The following is a 16545-nucleotide window of genomic DNA, read 5'->3' as shown; positions in this document are numbered from 1 at the left end:
TCGTTTCCCTGTCACTGCAAAACAGTGATCGGGTTTGGTAGCCCGTTTCTTGACAGCCCGTATTGCATCACCTTATTGCGGTCTCTTTTTCGGGACTCGTTTTTATATGGTGGCCATGCGTGGGGCCCTTTCGGGGGCGCCGGGGTTTTCTCTGTCTTGACCGGTCTACCAACCCACGTGTGGCCGCCACCCTTCGTTTGGTAGCGAAAGTGACGGCTCTTCAATTCTTTTAAGACAAAGAGTCCTTTATGTTCAAAATTACGCCAAACCCGCCAGAAACCGATCCAATCCCCTACGACGCCGCACTCGAACCTCAAAACATCAAAGAGGCCACCGACCGCGCGATCAACTTCTACCTCAACCCCTCAGCGCTGAAGACCTCAATACCCACCCGCAAAACCGGCAAGATCTACCTCATCGACCCCACAGTGGATAACGAAACCCTGCTGGTCGAAGCCACTGAAACCTTATCCTCCGCCACTGACATGGCCCGTGAACTCGCCGATTCGATTGACCCTTCACAGCGCAAAAAGATGCTGATCCTGCAACAGGTGATCATGCTCAGTGAACTGGTGGTCGGGCGAGTCCTGGATAACCAGCGCTTGCCGCACTAGTCGCGATGCAGATGGGTGAGGGGGCTTGCTCCCTCATTGCACAGAAGCGTCCGCAATCGCGGCGCTTGACGCCTTCTATCAAAGAACCGCAAAACGGTTCTTGTCTGGAGTTTCAGCAGATGTCTCAGCCACCCGAACCACCGGTCACAGACCTGGTGTCCCCGTACGCATCGCCCAATTCAAGAAAGCTGCACGAAGCGGCAGAGCGTGCGCTCGACCATTACCTGTTGCCTGCCGCGATCATGGCCACACCCTATACGCCCAGCACGATGTTCATGGTCAACCCGCAATCCGACGCCGAGTCCTTGCTGAGCAATGCCAGCGGTTCGCTCGCATCCGCCAGGGTCATGCTCGGCAATTTTGCTGGCGTGCTGGAGGGATCGAACCGCCATACCCTGCTGGGCATTGCGCAAGTGGTCATGTTGGGAGAGTTGGCAGTCAATAAGGCGTTGGATCTGGTTGTGCCAACCGAGTAGTTGCACACGTTAATAATCAAGCAGCCAGCCTTTACGGCTGACTGCTTTTTTTGTTTCTACAGGTGGTCAGCGTCGATCACAGCCTTGGCAAACGCCTGCGGATCTTCCTGCGGCAAGTTGTGGCCAATCCCGCCGTTGATCAAACGGAACTGATACTTGCCGGTAAAGCGCTTGGCGTAATCCTCAGGCGCCGGGTGCGGCGCACCGTTGGCATCGCCTTCAAGGGTAATGGTCGGCACGCTGATCGACGGCGCGGTGGCGAGTTTCTGTTCCAGCGCTGCGTATTTCGCCTCGCCCTGAACCAGGCCCAGGCGCCAGCGGTAGTTGAACACGGTGATGTCGACGTGATCAGGGTTCTCCAGCGCCTTGGCGCTGCGATCGAACGTGGCGTCATCAAACTTCCACTGCGGTGAAGCGGTCTGCCAGATCAATTTGGCGAAGTCGTGAGTGTTCTTCTCGTAACCGGCGCGGCCACGGTCAGTCGCAAAGTAGAACTGATACCACCATTGCAACTCAGCCTTCGGCGGCAGCGGGTTCTGCCCGGCAGCCTGATTGCCGATCAGATAACCGCTGACCGACACCAGCGCTTTCACCCGTTCCGGCCACAGCGCCGAAACGATGTCCGCCGACCGTGCGCCCCAGTCGTAACCGCCAAGCACCGCTTGCTTGATTTTCAACGCGTCCATGAAATCGATGACGTCACTGGCCAGCGCCGCCGGTTGGCCATTGCGCAGGGTGTCTTTGGAAAGGAACTGCGTATCGCCATAACCGCGCGCATACGGCATCAACACCCGATAACCCTTGGCCGCGAGCAACGGCGCGACGTCGTCGTAGCTGTGAATGTCGTAGGGCCAGCCGTGCAGCAGGATCACCACCGGGCCATTCGCCGGGCCGGTTTCGGCGTAGGCTACGTCGAGCAGGCCGGCCTTCACATGTTTGAGCGGACCGAAAGGCGAGGGCGCGGAATAACTGGCGGCCGCAGGCTCATTGGTTTGCGCTTGCGTGGTGCCAAAAGCGCCGAACAACGACAAAGCCAGAATCGACAAACCGAATGCGGTGTTGCGAGTATGCAGTGCCTTTTTCATGATGACGTCTCCTTTGCGAACCGTTGGCCGAGGGGTCTTGGTGAACCCTTGAAACCTTGAGTGCATTTGAGCGTAGGGACGTATCTGGCCTGTGTCGTAAAACGGCTTTGTTGAAAGTCGATGTGTCGCGGTGGGGTTCGTACACAGTGTGATACACAGCGGATAAACCGACTCACCCTGGACCTGATTCAGGCCTAAATAATAAGTCGCTGTTTTAAAACAAAAAATATTTCACTCCGCGCTTCCCAAAGCTAAAAAACCTTGGTAAATTGCGCCCCGTTCTCACAGCGAACCTAACGAAGTAGCTGGACAGAGCAGTAGGGGCGTCGCCAAGCGGTAAGGCAGCAGGTTTTGATCCTGCCATGCGTTGGTTCGAATCCAGCCGCCCCTGCCATATTCGAAAAAACGCCAACTTCGCAAGAAGTTGGCGTTTTTTTATGCCTGCGATTTGGCCAGGCTTGGTACAGCAGGCGTGCGCGGCGCCGAAGCACCGCGCACGTCATCCACTCAGTGCGGTGCGCGCGGAATGGTTTTCATCAGGTCTTCGGGGCTGATGTGGCCGACCACGCTGCCCGGTTGCGGCAGGTTGAGGATGTGGCCTTTCATCTTGCCGATGATGTGCATCTCGCACGGCTTGCAATCGAACTTCAGCGTCAGCACTTCATCGCCGTGGATCAACTGCATCGGTGCAACCTTGGTGCGCACGCCGGTCACGCCTTTCGCCTGTTTCGGGCACAGGTTGAAGGAGAAGCGCAGGCAGTGCTTGGTGATCATCACCGGCACCTCACCCGGCTCTTCGTGAGCTTCATACGCGGCGTCGATCAGCTTGACGCCGTGACGGTGGTAGAAGTCGCGCGCCTTCTGGTTATAGACGTTGGCGAGGAAGGTCAGGTGCGAATCCGGGTACACCGGCGGCGGACTGGTTTCGGCTTTACGGCCGCCACGCGGGTGCGCAGCGACACGGGCGGCGGTCAGGTTCTCGATCACTTCACGGCGCAGGGCTTTGAGCTGCGAGTTGGGGATGAAGAACGCCTGTGGCGCATCCAGTTTGATGTCGGTGGCGTGGTACTGCGTGGTGCCGAGCTGACCGAGCAGATCGCGCAACTGTTCCAGCGCTTGCTCAGGTTTGTTGGCGACACCGAACGGACCGGGCAGGGTGACGCTGGCGCTGATGCCTTCTTCGCTGGTGGCGGTCACTTCCAGTTGTTCTTCACGCAGACGTGCGACCCAGCTCAAAGCCACGCGACGCTCGGACGAGGTCTTTTGCAGCGCCTGTTGCCAGTTGTGATCGAGGTTGCGATTGAGCGGGTGATTCGGGCGCAGCTTGTACAGGCCTTCGGGCATTTCGTTCGGCTCGACGCGATAGCGATAGCGCTTCTCGCCGTCTTCTTCGAACTCGCCTTTGGCTTCAGCGATGTTGGCGCGGAAACCGACCACTTCGCGCTTGACCAGCACGTTCAAGCCGTCACCATTGGACAGCGGCTCCTGGGTGACGACCTGCATGTCGCGTTTGCCGACTTTCTCGACGGTGCCCACTGGCAGACCGGTGAAGGTCGGCGAGTCGAAAGCGCCAATATCGATCTTGCGATCGGTAACGAAGTAGTCGGTGCTGCCACGGTGGAAAGTCTTTTCCGGATCCGGCAGGAAGAAGTGCGCGGTGCGGCCGCTGGAAGCGCGGGCCAGGTCCGGGCGGTCTTCGAGCACGTCGTCGAGGCGCTGGCGGTAATAGGCAGTGATGTTCTTCACATAGCCCATGTCCTTGTAGCGACCTTCGATCTTGAACGAACGCACGCCCGCTTCAACCAGGGCGCGGATGTTGGCGCTCTGGTTGTTGTCTTTCATCGACAGCAGGTGTTTTTCGTAAGCGATCACGCCACCCTTTTCATCTTTGAGGGTGTACGGCAAACGACAAGCCTGCGAGCAGTCGCCACGGTTGGCGCTGCGCCCGGTCTGCGCGTGGGAAATATTGCACTGGCCGGAGAAGGCCACGCACAACGCACCATGGATGAAGAACTCGATGGCCGCGTCGGTTTCGTCGGCGATGGCGCGGATTTCCTGCAGGTTCAGCTCACGGGCCAGTACCAGTTGCGAGAAACCGGCCTGATCGAGGAACTTCGCCCGCTCAAGGGTGCGGATGTCGGTCTGGGTCGAGGCGTGCAGCTCGATCGGCGGAATGTCCAGCTCCATCACGCCCAGATCCTGAACGATCAGCGCATCGACGCCAGCGTCGTACAACTGATGGATCAGCTTGCGTGCCGGCTCCAGTTCGTTGTCGTGCAGGATGGTGTTGATGGTGGTGAAGATGCGCGCGTGATACTTGCGGGCGAACTCCACCAGTTCGGCGATTTCGCCGACTTCGTTGCAGGCGTTGTGGCGCGCGCCGAAGCTCGGGCCGCCGATGTACACGGCGTCGGCGCCATGCAGGATCGCCTCACGGGCGATGGCGACATCGCGGGCAGGGCTGAGCAATTCCAGATGATGCTTGGGCAAGGACATAGTTTTTTTAGTCAGGCTGTCACGGTTAGGCGCGCATTCTACCCGTGAAACGCGCGCCCGGCACGCCTGTGCTGCCCGATGGCACAGGGCATTGTCACCTTGACCCCTGTGGGAGCGAGCTTGCTCGCGAAGGGGCCATCACATTCAGCATCAATGGCGCCTGAACTGACGCTTTCGCGAGCAAGCTCGCTCCCACAAGGGGTTGTGCAGTGAGTCTCAGGCCTTGGCGGCCATCGCGGTCACTTCCACACGCATGCCTTCAACCGCCAGCGAAGCGACGCCGACTGCCGCGCGCACCGGCCATGGCTTGGCGAAGAAGCGCTTGTAAACCTCGTTGAACGCGGCGCGATCCGCCATGTCGGTGAGGTAAATGGTCAGGTGCATCACCCGATCCATCGAACTGCCCGCACGTTCCAGTGCCACCTTCAGTGCTTGCAGGGTGCATTCGCTTTGCAGGGTGATATCGCCCAGCTCCAGGCTGCCATCGGCCCGGGTCGGGATCTGGGTGGAGACCATGATGCCGTTGAACGTGGTGACGTCCGAAGAGATCGAGTCTGCGTCCGGATCGGGAGTGAAAGTGATGTCTTGGTTGGCCATGCTGATCCCTTGTTTGAGCGAGTAAAGATTGCGGCAGTTTACAGATTCATTGGCGACATCGCCCGTTTGCGTATCGGCACGGATCAGACCGGATGTGTGGCTTGTTCTGCCGCGATGGCCGAGCGTACGCTTGGGCGCTCGGCTATGCGCTTAGCGTAGGTCGCCAGTACCGGCCAGTTTTCAATGTCGATATTGAAGGACGGCAGCCACTGCAGGACGGTGAACAAATAAGCGTCGGCCACGCTGAAGGTGCGCATCAGATAATTCTGGGGGGCGAGTGTCTGGCTGAGAAAGTCCAGGCGCTTGAACAGTGTTTGTTTGAAGATCGCTTTGATCGACTCCGGGATCTCATTGTTGAACAGCGGCGCGCTGGCGCCGTGGATTTCGCTGCTGATGAAGTTCAGATGCTCCTGCAAACGTGAGCGTTCCCACGTGCCATTGGCCGGAGCCAATTTATGCCGCGGAACCTGATCGGCCAGGTATTGAAGAATCGCCGGCCCCTCCGTCAACACCTCGCCGTTATCCAGCAACAAGGCAGCCACGTATCCCTTGGGATTGATCTCGCGAAAGTCGCGGCCATCGGCAGTGCGCTTGCTGTGGTTATTGACGCGAATCAGCTCGAACGGCAACCCCAGTTCCCGCAACACAATGTGCGATGACAGCGAGCAGGTCATCGGTGCGAAATACAGTTTCATGACAGATCCTTTTTGAAAGAGGGCGCCAGAATCGATCGTCACTGAGCATTTCGCAAAGGTCATTTCGAGTGATAGCGTATGACAAAATCTCATGAGTGTTTAACGCCATATGGTCGCCAGATTACCTTCATTGAATGGCTTGAGAGCCTTCGAATCCGCCGCGCGCCACATGAGCTTTACCCAGGCTGCGCAAGAGCTCAACGTCACGCAAACCGCCATCAGCCATCAGATTCGCAGACTGGAGGCGGAGCTTGGTGTGACGCTGTTTTTGCGGCTCAAGGATGGCCTGGCACTGACTGAGGACGGGCAGGCTTACTTGCCCGGCATCCGCTCGGCGTTTCATGAGTTGCGCTACTCGACGGAGCAGCTGTTCGCGGCACGCGACAACACGGTGCTGACCATCAGCACATTAGTGTCGGTCGCGTCCAAATGGTTGTTGCCGCGCCTGCCGGCCTTTCAGCAGACGTTCCCTGATATCGAAGTGCGGGTCAGCGCCGCCACCGATCTGGTGGACTTTCGCCGTGGCGGGATTGATGCGGCGATTCGTTATGGTCGCGGTGACTGGAGGGGTTTGCGTGCGGACTGGCTGATGTCCGATGAAATCTTCCCGGTGTGCAGTCCGGCCTTGCTCAAGGGTGGGAAGGCCTTGCAGACGCCGGCCGATCTGGCCAACCACACGATGCTGCAAGTCAGCGGCATGACCGCCGCAGACTGGAACACCTGGCTGAGCGCGGCGCAACAGCCCGCGAAACTGGCCAAAGGGTCACGGCTGACCTTCGACCTGGCGATGATGGCGGTGCAGGCAGCCGTTGACGGGCAGGGCGTGTGCATCGGCCGCTCGACCTATGTCGACGATGACCTGCGAGCCGGACGATTGGTCGCCCCTTTCGCTTTGCGCCTGAAGGATGATCTGGGCTTCTATCTGGTGGCGCCTCAGGAAACCGCCAACTCGAAGAAAATCGTCGCCTTGAGGACATGGCTGTTGGCGCAGCGTCAAAGCAGCGAAACGTTTGTATAAGCGTGTATCAATCCCGACCGGATACACATGCCAATAACAAACTACGGGTTCACGACACATCCACGCTACATGCCCGGCACACAGTAGAGGTCACACCACCACTACGCACAAGAGGGCTACATCATGCGCCGTCCACTCTTTCTGGCAACCACTGCCATTCTCGCTTCCCTGGCCGGTATCGCACAGGCCGCTGACACGCAACCCAAGAGCTGGCAGCAAGGACTTAGCCGCACCGATCTGGTTCGTCAGGACCTCGGCGCTGCGGGTCGCGAAGTGATCCAGGCGCGGGTCGATTTCGAGTCCGGCGTGGCTTCACCAAGGCACGCACATCCGGGCGTCGAGGTGGCGTACGTGATCAGCGGCACTTTCGAATATCAACTGGAGGGCAGGGCACCGGTGACGCTGAAGGCGGGTGACTCGCTGTTCATCCCGGAAGGGGTTGCGCATATCGCCAAAAACATTGGCTCGGACAAGGGCTCGGAGCTGGCGACTTATATTGTGAAGAAGGGCGAGCCCGTGTTGATTCTCAAGCCGTAACGCTCAATGGAGTGTCACCGTTCGGCGACTCTCGCCGATGCGGATTCGGTCGAGCGCCCGGTTCAAGGCATCAAGTGCATCGAGAAGCGCTTTGGCTTCTGCTTCTCGACCATCGCCCCACAGACGTTCGGCCATTTTGTTCAACGCCTGGATAGCGCGCTCGATGTCCGCAGCGCTGGCGGCCTCTCGGGCTGCGGGTTGTTTTTTCGGCATTGGTGACTCTCCTGCAAGGTAATAAAAAGTATTCGCCGGAGAACGTTTGAATTAGTCAGTTGCTTGCCCGGTGAGCATGGATTAAACGGCCCACTTCCTTAAATTGACTTGCTGCGCTGAGGGCCATGCGCTCTCCATTCCACCACTTTTCCAGATAGCGATCGGGCATAACGATCTGTATCGATACTATTTCAGCCCTGACATAATCCGCCTCAAGATTAACGCCGTCACAATCGGCCCATATTTCGGAAAGATAAATGAGGGATTTCAAGGAGCTGTGCGCTTACCTGAAGGAGGAAATTGCTACCAAGGAAGACGGCAGCGTAAAAATGAGCACGCTGATCAACAGGGTACTGGCCAAGGAACGGTACCACTACGTGTTCTGGTTCAGGATTGCCCAGTACCTGCACAACAAGCCTCGCGGGTTCTGGAACTATAAAAAGTGGGCAAAGCGGATAAATCGAAAGCTGATCCGCGAGCACAATATCGACATTGGTTTGTCGGCACAAATCGGTCCGGGTATCTGTTTCTCGCATCGCATCGGCATCGTCATTACCCATCGGGCCATCATTGGCCGAAACCTTCGCCTTCGCCAGAACACCACCATTGGCTCCAAGGACTATACCCAGGGTCACGTGCGCCTCGGTGACAACGTCGAAATCGGCGCAAACGTCTGCATCGTCGGTGAAATCAATATCGGCAACAACGTGACGATTGGTGCCCAGGCTTTCGTGAACAAGGATATTCCAGACGACACCGTGTATTACACCGAGTACCGCCCGACTTATCGGACCAAGCTGAAGTAAGGTGATGCTTCAGTTACCGAACGCCAGAAACGACAAAGCCCTGAATAATCAGGGCTTTGTCGTACATAAGATGGCGGAGGCGATGGGATTCGAACTCATGGACCTGTTACAGTCGACGGCTTTCAAGTCCGAAGAATAATCCTTTTATTTCAATGTCTTAGCCTAAATTTATTTCCGCAAGCCAGTGTTCGCCGATGCTCTGAGGGTCGCTGAAAGCAGCGGGTAGGAATCTAATTGCGGAAATGATTTTTTGCCGGTTTTTGATTTTTCTGGTGGAGGGGTCGTGCCTTATGTCGGCGGTTGAACCGAAATATTTCTGTGGGCGCTAAATTCAGCGCACCTCGCGGGTAGCCATATTGTTGGACTCGCCTGGGCTCTCTTTGTTTTGACAAAAACATGGCTGATTTGACAGGCTGTCTTGACTAAAATTTTGATGCCAGTGCCAAAGGAATTGCATGAAATTCACAGATATCAATCCAGGAAATTTACTGGCATCCCCGTCCCCTGTGATAAGCGACATCCTCGAACCCAAACTGGAAGGTTTACCATTTCATCTCATGCATTGGGAAGACTTCGAGAGACTATGCGCGCGCTTGATCCAGCACCAGTATTCGGAAGGCGGCCTACAGGTTTTCAAATATGGAAGGGCAGGGCAGGATCAGAAAGGTATTGACATCATCTGGCAGGCACCACGAGAGAGCAAATACAAGGTTGCTCAGGTAAAAAGATGGAGGAAAGTAAAACCGGCAGATATTCGAACTTGGGTCAAGACCTTCCTTGAAGCAAAGTTGGCGAGTGAGTCACGCACCTGGATTCTCTGTCTTTCGATTGATATTCAAGAAGACACTCAACTGCTTGAGGCTTGGCACTTAGCCAAAAAGGAATTGGAAGCACATGGCTTATCTGCTGAAATTTGGCACAAAGGCTGGATCGAACAGCTTCTGCGGCAGAATCCGGAACTCGTCGAAACCTTTTTCTCTAAACAGATCAGCGACCGCTTCTGCCATACACTGAGGATGCCTATAGAAGAACAGCAGTTTTATCGAAAAGGCTTCTCTCAGCACTACGATTCGCATCTTACTATCGAAAACGAAAGCGTCAGGATGGAAGTCCTGCTGCCAAGTCCGAGATCGCATATAGCTTCCGCCATTTTTTCATTTGCCCGATCCAATTTGGCGGGAGTTTCCTTGGCCATTGCTGGGAAGGATTTGGTGCATTGGCTGCAATGGGCAGGGCATTATCACGATCCGGTAAAGGGACCTTTCACTTTGCCTCTGAGCGATTCGGCGCGTTTCTTGCTCACAACACAGAAGTTCCAATTGAGCTTGGACCGAAAAGAGCTAGAGGACCTGAATTGGTGCCTGATCCAGGTTTGGACTCACTATCTAGACACGATCCAGAGACTGGAAGCCAATTGGCGCTGTCTAAGATTCAAGCGACTTAACGATTCATCACAGCCTGTACATACAATCTATAGCGTTTCACGTTTTCTCTGGCGCCTCATCATGATTTACGCCAGAGAGCATGACTACGCTACAGGTGAGACCGAAGAACATATATTTGATGCTTCTGGAAATAGTGTACTAAAGGTTTTTTCGCCTAGGGTCACCGATTCGTTGGACTCCGGTTACCATCTAATTTTGTACGTATACCAAGAGGGTGGGATGTGTAGTTCTCATGAGCCCAGTATTCTCATCGGCTGGAGCGCAAATCACCTTCGTGAACTTTCCAGTTCTTGGGGGCCGCGTGGGCTGTGGAGTGCGGAGTTCACTCACGATTGGTTGAGTCTTACGCTTATACCCCGAGTCATGCGCTGGTACCGTGGAAAGTGTAGAGCGGAGCTGTCTTGGCTCAGTCATCCATGGAAAAAACTGACTGGTAATTTCCCAATATTTGATCCGGATGAACATCTGTTTTCCTACTCTCGGTTGTGTGTTTCGCAGGTTTCGGAAATTGATACCTCGGAAATGTTGAGTAATTGTCTACATTCGATGCAGTCACATTTCTGTATATACGCTACTCCGGCTAATATCGAAACACACTTGGTACAGGCGGTATTACGTTGCGTCCAGCATCTAGCCTACCGTCTTCCTGAAGAACACCATGGTTACATCAGGGGCAATTTACAATTGGGGTCACATCCATTGGTCGAGGAGCTGGACGCCTTAATGGTTGGTATTGCTGAGTGTTGTAGCAGCAGCTCGATGTTGGAAATGGCACTTCGTTCGCTGATCTGTTGCTGCGAGACCATCGCAGATATAAGGAGCGATCTTAAGTGGATAAAGCAGATGCTGGAGCCTGTCTGGGAAAGAATGCGTGAGGACTTGCTATGCGAAATTTTCTCTTGAAAGTTCGTGCTTTTTTGGATGGGATGCTCCAGTCTCTGGTGTTTTTAGATCGGCTATATAAAAGTCTGCTATGAATATGTTTAGGCGAAAAAAGACCGCCGGCTAACAGGCCCTTTGCTCGAAGCGTCCTTTAATTTTTCGAAGCGCTTATCATCCCAAGACGTCCGGGTATTTCCGTAAATCCGCATTCGGAATGACGACTTAAGGGAAATAATCGTTTAGGCCTAAGAAGCCGCGCATTGAAACTTGTTTTATCGAGACAAACGTCTAGCCTCTAACGGAGGCAAATGTATATTAATCGCCCCTGTCATCTGCTCGGAAATAGTGATGATTGATCAAGAATACGACGAGATGATGGCACGCTATATAGCGGATAAAGAAAAACAGTCCCGCACTCGCCTTGCCGAAGCTACTGCCCAGATTTCGAGGTTTATGGGCTTAGCCGCATCCAAAGGCGTGATCCTCAGCGAGGAGTCCTTTGAATACATCCAGACCATCGGCATCGTTGCCAAGGCGCAGGGCATCACACGAACGTTACTGGGGCCAATCAAGGCCGAGCGTGATGGATTGCTGCCGTTCAATGAGATCGCCAGCCGATTCCCGCCCAGCCCCCATTACGAAGGATGCTTTGCCGGTCCCGATTTTATTTTGATGGCCCACCCCTGTTACCGACGAGGAATGCACCTAGTCAATAACTGGGCACCAAGGTTTATAGACCTGTTTTGGCGGTTCGACAGTTCCGGCATAGAAAAATACATTGCTCTCGACGAAGACCGGGTCCGGATCAATGTCGACGGCTTAGGCTATTTTGAGGCCGACACTTGGTACGGCGCTCCCTTCGACGGAGACATACAAAACATCGAAACCGGAATCTCCAAGCTGCGTCCGCCTCTGGATCTCGACTCTAGGCATATCTCCTTCCTCTTTGCCAACGCCTACTGTCTCGACATCAAGTGGAGCGAGTCGAATGGCATCAAATCGTTTCAGGCTCTGGAAATGAAAACGGAGAACATTCGAATCGAGGTCGAGGGGCAGTACTACTTCCCCGCGCGCTATCTGCACGCCGAGTTCGATCTCGCGGCCAACTGTTTCAGGCACTTCGATGGCGCGATCCAGCTTTTCACGGAGGAAGAATATTTTCAGAGGCGGGATTCCGACTTCAACATGACGATGAAGAACTCTGCGCACATCAAAGCTAGATCGAGCAAGCTCTTCAAGATCAATGGGTCGCTGAAAACGGAAGACTGGGTTAATTTTTTCTGTCAATTCTACACAGCCAATCCGCTAACCTTTGAATACTTCAACGGTGAATATCCGAAGCACGTCACTGAGTCTCTTGAAAGGATCAGGCAAATGTCGAGACTTGCCGGCGAGACCTAACGTAGCTGCCGGGTTGGTTGAGGAGGTTTCGCTATGGACTGGGGGTTCAACAGGTCTATGGCGTTTACGAGTCTAGGGTGTGATAAAAACTTGCGATGAGTTCAGTACGACAGCAGCCTAGTCGAGGTCATAAGCAAATGTGTACGCAATGAGCGTTTCGGTAGGTGTATAAATCCCATAGCGTCCTCTGGGGCGGTTCACCTCCGACATTAAATGAAGGTGCTTGCGAGCACGGGAGCCTAATACGTACAGAAGCTTGTTCGCCGCATCTTCCGCATTCGTTTCATTGAAGTGGGGCACCATACCTTGCAGTAGCCCGAAGGCAATGACAACGTCGAATTCCGCGCCTTTGACTCCATGAATAGTCGAAACTGTTATGCCAGTTCGTTCACGGAACACCTTCTTGAAGAATGCTACATCATTGATATAGCTAGCCCCGGCTTTCTGAAGCCTTTCGATTCTGGATGCAGAGCTGCCAAAGAAGGCCTCGCGGTGTTCCGTAAGTGGTGGAAAGCTATCGATGGATATGGAAAGCCGCTCAAACAATGCAGTGAAGGCTTGATCAAGATAGCTGAGACCATCCGTTTCCATGATCGAGATTGTGTTGCATTCCCTGAGCAGCAGTCTCTGGGACAGACGAGAAGTGTCAACACCGAAATCACCGAGATCCTTGATCACATCGTTAGCCCAACGCATACGACGAATTAGGAGCCTCGGCGAGGACTCAGTAAGTAGGATTTTAGATACTTTGAACCAGAAGTTGTCATAGTCGTTGCTGAAAGGAACAAGGCCGGGGCCATCAAATTGGCAGTGGGGCAGCATCGCCACTAGTTTACGGGTTGTGGATGCCAGCAGTATCCACCACGGGGCCAGCACGCAAATCTCCTCGGGTGCATGACCAGCGGCAAGACTCTCCTGGATGAGCCGAACCAATTCATCATGCAAGTCGGTATGTGCAATGTAATGGTTGTAAGTTATCAGGCTAGGGAACGCTGCGTTGTCGCCCTCGCTTTTGATGCTCGTCGCATGGACGTTAAAGTTTGAGAAATAGCTGATTATTCTCTCGCTGGACCGATAATTTCGACTGAGCTTCATCTCTTTGATTGGTATGCCTGCCTGGGTGCGGAACTCAGCCACAGGCATTGCATAGCCGCCAAGCGATCCATAGATCGCCTGGTTCGGATCGCCAACGATGAAGGTATTTGTTCTTCCGCCGCCGGCGCGCAGAATAGAAATCAATAGGCTGTACTGAATCTGTTTCGTGTCTTGGTACTCATCCATTAGGAGGTGGGAAAACACCTGCGAAAGCAGTACCGCAATATGGTTTTTATCCCGCATGAGAGCTTGGGCATGCCACAAGATCAGTTCAAAATCAATCTTTCGACTCGCTGCAAGCTCGGTAAAATATTCCCGTAAGACTTTGTGAATCGCATCGTGCTTCCGAGTGTCGGGACATGCAAGGTAGTATCCAGTTTCGCTTACAAAGTAATCGCAGTCCCAGTGGGTGATTCCTCTATAAGGTGCGCATAGCCGCTCCAGCATTAGCTCACGATCGTGCGTATCGATTACGCGGTAACCATGCGCGAGCTCAGGGCAATAAATGCCGTAAGGCTTGATAATCCATTCAAGGCAAAAGGAATGGATCGTACCAATCCACAGCCCCGATGTATCGATACCGAGGTCCTCTATCCGCTCCAGGATCTCATCGGCGGCCCGATGCGTATAGGTAATGGCTGCCAGAATACGTTTGTCGGTGCGGCGGGATAACTCATAGGCAATTTTATAGGTCAGAGTGCGCGTTTTTCCACTGCCAGGACACGCGATAAGAAAGACGCTCGATGGTTCCTCAACGGCCGCAGCTTGCTCAAGATTAAGATCCCGAGGGTCCCAAGCGAACATTATGTAATCTCCGCCAGGAACGAATTGATCACGTCCCCCGGTAACATCAATTCAACTGCCGCTTTGAGAGACTGAAGACTGATTTCTTCTCGTTGGAAGCGCTCAATATCCACCCGTAACGCGGTGTGGAAAGGAGTCGCTAAAGGTTGAGATCCGAACCGACTGTCCGCCCGATACTGAATGATTCGGGAAAGCAAAGTTCGGGAGAAGTGACCGTGTGCAAAATGAATGGCTTGCTGAATGTAGTCGGGGATTCTTACATCATGAGTGAGCTCGTTAGCGAGAAGAATGGCGAACCATCCCTTTCCTTCCTGTTGAGCCATCATCAGTGTTCGGCGCCCCATTTGGTCCAGTTGACCTGAGCGGAGCGCATTGACCGAAGCATCAATTGTCGCTGCGTCTTTGTAGACTTTAGAGATGGTTTGAACAACCGATTCTTGGTTCCCAGCTGCGACGAAATCGACCTCAAAGGTATGTGTAGCGTAGAAGGTAGCGAGCCACTGGTTTCCAGCAACAAAATTATCTAGGTCAGCCTTGCGCTCTTGGCCGGACTTCTGTGAGCCGGCCGCCTTGCCTTTTCTCGCTACGATAGCTGGCGTATCCGTGAGTAATGGTGTGATGTCGAAAAAGGCGCTATCGAGGTCAGTAACGATTGCGCAGCGCTTTCGGATGCGCAGGTTGTGGAACAGAACCGCTACGTTCTTGAAGCCCGTGCTGCGGATATTGACGACGCTGATGCCAAGTTCGTCGACGCTTAAGCCGAGCACAGTTTTGACTAGAATCGGGATTAGGATTTCCTCCACATCACCTTCCACCAGTATCACGCTCTTTGCGAAGAGCAGATTGCTACGCACCGCGTCGAGGTACCGTTGGATGCTCGTTACCTGGGACGGCTCAAGGCCGGTAGCTGGCTGGTATGCCTCGCAGAATGGACCGTGTCGTCCCAAAATGTTGACGTTACTTACATTGCTAACCTCTGAGATGTGAGTCGAATGCGTGGTGTAGATGATTTGCGCGTCGCTGTAGGCGATGCGGTCGAACAAGGTCTTCTGGATGTGGGTGTGAATGTGTGCTTCCGGCTCCTCAATCAGGAGGAAATTTGCGATGGAAAGCTTTTCGCGCTGGTACTTGAATTCAAGCAGCTTGAGTGTGAGGTAGATCAGATTAGCCCCGCCAAGGCTCAACTCATGAATCCCTCCTTCGTACCCTTCCTCGGACTCGCCAACGAAAAGCCGCAGAGACTGAAAGAGCTTCTCCGCCTCCTCAGGTAAGTCAGATTTGATTGAGAGTGACGCAGGCGAGTAGGTCTCGCCAGCAGCGTCCTTGATCGTCTCGCGAATGTGATTGCGTACGGACTGCACATCCTCAAGGTCTTCAATGGATGAGTTAAGGTCGCGAACCATCTGTGAAATGGGCTGCATTGTTGCTGGGTTGATCTCGCCGCTTCTGCTCTTGAGCAGCGTGAACAAAGGGTTCGTTCTGTTGTTGTGGAACTCTGAAACAACATCGCGAAGTGCTTGAATGAAGGTCAGCGAGACTTCTTTCGTGACAGAGAGAAAGCCCGGCACCTTTGATCCGATTTCCGGGAATTCTGTCTCTGATTTGAAATAGCATGACCTGAAGTCACCAATAATCGATTCGTAAGTCGCGGGATTGCTGAAGTCGGCGCTGCTCCGCCCTGTGAAAATTGTCTCGTAGTCATCGATCGTAATCGAGCTGCGGATCTCAGTTAGCTTGTCATAGTCAAAAAGATCGAGCGCAGCCAGCTTCAGCCGGATCTCTTTCTTAGGTCGGAAGATGAGGTTGTAGGTAGCTTTTGCGAGCGGCGCATCTTCAAGCGTGGCCGTTCCATGGAGGAATAGCGCCTGCACAGATTCATCTGTACTGATCTCCTCGAACTCCATGCTGATGATGATCCAGTGGCCCTGCCATTGATCGAGCGACCTGCTGAAGTCAGATTCCTCCAAGCGGTAGGCGGCACGAACCATGTTGTCATCTAGTAGAAGCCGAATCGCGCGAAGTATGTTCGACTTCCCAGACCCATTCTCGCCAATGATGGTGTTAACCCCTCTCTGGAACTGTAGAGTTGAGTTCTTGAAGTTTCGATAATTGACGATGGTCAGTTTAGAAATATGCATGCTTCTCCGGCCCGCCGCTCCCTGAGCAGCCTTAGTTGTGTGGAAGCAATCGTTACGCGGTCCCTAAACCTACCGCTCAAAATACGAAGCGTTTCTTCGAGCCTAAGGCCAAGAGTCAACTCCATGAGGATTATCAACTCTGCTTGTGGTCTTGAGTGTCGCTGGCTGTTTGAATCGCCCCAGTTTAGTCGACGTTTGAGGTGCCTGCTTTGGCCGAGAGTCGCACGTCATGAAGGGCGACTC

At 54.0% G+C, this 16545-nt stretch carries 14 protein-coding genes and 1 tRNA gene; 8 read left to right on the top strand and 7 right to left on the bottom strand.

What is annotated here, in order from left to right; translation table 11 throughout:
* Positions 1–248: 248 nt before the first annotated feature.
* Both WA225_RS21940 and WA225_RS21935 read left to right on the top strand, forming a co-directional pair.
* Positions 249–614, top strand: a complete 366-nt coding sequence (locus tag WA225_RS21940; protein WP_007919069.1) for a DUF6124 family protein — start codon at positions 249–251, stop codon at positions 612–614.
* 119 nt (positions 615–733) lie between these two features.
* Positions 734–1090 (top strand): DUF6124 family protein, encoded by a 357-nt coding sequence (locus WA225_RS21935; RefSeq protein WP_422609569.1) that lies wholly within the window; start codon positions 734–736, stop codon positions 1088–1090.
* Between the two features lie 56 nt (positions 1091–1146).
* Here WA225_RS21935 and WA225_RS21930 read toward each other — a convergent pair whose 3' ends face one another.
* Positions 1147–2175, bottom strand: coding sequence for an alpha/beta fold hydrolase (locus WA225_RS21930; RefSeq protein WP_422609568.1), 1029 nt, complete (start codon positions 2173–2175; stop codon positions 1147–1149).
* Positions 2176–2494: 319 nt separating this feature from the next.
* Here WA225_RS21930 and WA225_RS21925 point away from each other — a divergent pair.
* A tRNA-Gln gene (locus WA225_RS21925) sits at positions 2495–2569 on the top strand.
* Between the two features lie 113 nt (positions 2570–2682).
* Here the strand turns inward: WA225_RS21925 and WA225_RS21920 are convergent.
* The 3 genes from WA225_RS21920 to gstA all read right to left on the bottom strand — a co-directional run bounded on the left by WA225_RS21920 (position 2683) and on the right by gstA (position 5963).
* Positions 2683–4671, bottom strand: a complete 1989-nt coding sequence (locus WA225_RS21920; RefSeq protein ID WP_422609567.1) for a peptidase U32 family protein — start codon at positions 4669–4671, stop codon at positions 2683–2685.
* 216 nt (positions 4672–4887) lie between these two features.
* Entirely contained in the window at positions 4888–5268 is a 381-nt protein-coding gene (locus WA225_RS21915) for a RidA family protein (protein WP_064118315.1), read from the bottom strand.
* Between the two features lie 83 nt (positions 5269–5351).
* Positions 5352–5963, bottom strand: coding sequence for a glutathione transferase GstA (gene gstA, locus WA225_RS21910; protein ID WP_422609566.1), 612 nt, complete (start codon positions 5961–5963; stop codon positions 5352–5354).
* Positions 5964–6072: 109 nt separating this feature from the next.
* Here gstA and WA225_RS21905 point away from each other — a divergent pair, with 109 nt between their 5' ends.
* Positions 6073–6981 carry a transcriptional regulator GcvA gene (locus WA225_RS21905; protein ID WP_422609565.1) on the top strand — a complete coding sequence of 303 codons (909 nt, stop codon included), beginning with the start codon at positions 6073–6075 and terminating at the stop codon, positions 6979–6981.
* A gap of 123 nt (positions 6982–7104) precedes the next feature.
* Positions 7105–7518 (top strand): cupin domain-containing protein, encoded by a 414-nt coding sequence (locus WA225_RS21900; RefSeq protein ID WP_422609564.1) that lies wholly within the window; start codon positions 7105–7107, stop codon positions 7516–7518.
* 3 nt (positions 7519–7521) lie between these two features.
* On the opposite strand, the gene WA225_RS21895 is transcribed toward WA225_RS21900, so the two are convergent.
* Entirely contained in the window at positions 7522–7731 is a 210-nt protein-coding gene (locus WA225_RS21895; RefSeq protein ID WP_422609563.1) for a hypothetical protein, read from the bottom strand.
* A gap of 257 nt (positions 7732–7988) precedes the next feature.
* On the opposite strand from WA225_RS21895, the gene WA225_RS21890 reads away from it, so the two are divergent.
* The 3 genes from WA225_RS21890 to WA225_RS21880 all read left to right on the top strand — a co-directional run bounded on the left by WA225_RS21890 (position 7989) and on the right by WA225_RS21880 (position 12265).
* Positions 7989–8537 carry a serine acetyltransferase gene (locus WA225_RS21890; RefSeq protein ID WP_422609562.1) on the top strand — a complete coding sequence of 183 codons (549 nt, stop codon included), beginning with the start codon at positions 7989–7991 and terminating at the stop codon, positions 8535–8537.
* 455 nt (positions 8538–8992) lie between these two features.
* Complete coding sequence (locus WA225_RS21885) at positions 8993–10885, top strand: hypothetical protein (protein WP_422609561.1); 1893 nt, start codon at positions 8993–8995, stop codon at positions 10883–10885.
* Positions 10886–11212: 327 nt separating this feature from the next.
* Complete coding sequence (locus tag WA225_RS21880) at positions 11213–12265, top strand: hypothetical protein (protein WP_422609560.1); 1053 nt, start codon at positions 11213–11215, stop codon at positions 12263–12265.
* Between the two features lie 117 nt (positions 12266–12382).
* On the opposite strand, the gene WA225_RS21875 is transcribed toward WA225_RS21880, so the two are convergent.
* On the bottom strand, positions 12383–14164 hold the full coding sequence (locus tag WA225_RS21875) for a UvrD-helicase domain-containing protein (protein WP_422609559.1): 1782 nt from the start codon (positions 14162–14164) through the stop codon (positions 12383–12385).
* A complete protein-coding gene (locus WA225_RS21870; RefSeq protein WP_422609558.1) occupies positions 14164–16302 on the bottom strand; it encodes an AAA family ATPase in 2139 nt (712 codons plus the stop codon). Before WA225_RS21870 ends, WA225_RS21875 begins: the two co-directional genes overlap by 1 nt.
* Positions 16303–16545: the final 243 nt, after the last annotated feature.

It is taken from the genome of Pseudomonas sp., from assembly GCF_049300855.1.
Lineage (GTDB): Bacteria > Pseudomonadota > Gammaproteobacteria > Pseudomonadales > Pseudomonadaceae > Aquipseudomonas.
This window is presented reverse-complemented; position numbering and strand designations above follow the sequence as displayed.

Excerpts from the sequence above, each read along its gene's own strand:
- WA225_RS21940 (WP_007919069.1), top strand. The coding sequence starts at position 249 with ATGTTCAAAATTACGCCAAACCCGCCAGAAACCGATCCAATCCCCTAC.
- WA225_RS21935 (WP_422609569.1), top strand. The coding sequence starts at position 734 with ATGTCTCAGCCACCCGAACCACCGGTCACAGACCTGGTGTCCCCGTAC.
- WA225_RS21930 (WP_422609568.1), bottom strand. The coding sequence starts at position 2,175 with ATGAAAAAGGCACTGCATACTCGCAACACCGCATTCGGTTTGTCGATT.
- WA225_RS21920 (WP_422609567.1), bottom strand. The coding sequence starts at position 4,671 with ATGTCCTTGCCCAAGCATCATCTGGAATTGCTCAGCCCTGCCCGCGAT.
- WA225_RS21915 (WP_064118315.1), bottom strand. The coding sequence starts at position 5,268 with ATGGCCAACCAAGACATCACTTTCACTCCCGATCCGGACGCAGACTCG.
- gstA (WP_422609566.1), bottom strand. The coding sequence starts at position 5,963 with ATGAAACTGTATTTCGCACCGATGACCTGCTCGCTGTCATCGCACATT.
- WA225_RS21905 (WP_422609565.1), top strand. The coding sequence starts at position 6,073 with ATGGTCGCCAGATTACCTTCATTGAATGGCTTGAGAGCCTTCGAATCC.
- WA225_RS21900 (WP_422609564.1), top strand. The coding sequence starts at position 7,105 with ATGCGCCGTCCACTCTTTCTGGCAACCACTGCCATTCTCGCTTCCCTG.
- WA225_RS21895 (WP_422609563.1), bottom strand. The coding sequence starts at position 7,731 with ATGCCGAAAAAACAACCCGCAGCCCGAGAGGCCGCCAGCGCTGCGGAC.
- WA225_RS21890 (WP_422609562.1), top strand. The coding sequence starts at position 7,989 with ATGAGGGATTTCAAGGAGCTGTGCGCTTACCTGAAGGAGGAAATTGCT.
- WA225_RS21885 (WP_422609561.1), top strand. The coding sequence starts at position 8,993 with ATGAAATTCACAGATATCAATCCAGGAAATTTACTGGCATCCCCGTCC.
- WA225_RS21880 (WP_422609560.1), top strand. The coding sequence starts at position 11,213 with ATGATTGATCAAGAATACGACGAGATGATGGCACGCTATATAGCGGAT.
- WA225_RS21875 (WP_422609559.1), bottom strand. The coding sequence starts at position 14,164 with ATGTTCGCTTGGGACCCTCGGGATCTTAATCTTGAGCAAGCTGCGGCC.
- WA225_RS21870 (WP_422609558.1), bottom strand. The coding sequence starts at position 16,302 with ATGCATATTTCTAAACTGACCATCGTCAATTATCGAAACTTCAAGAAC.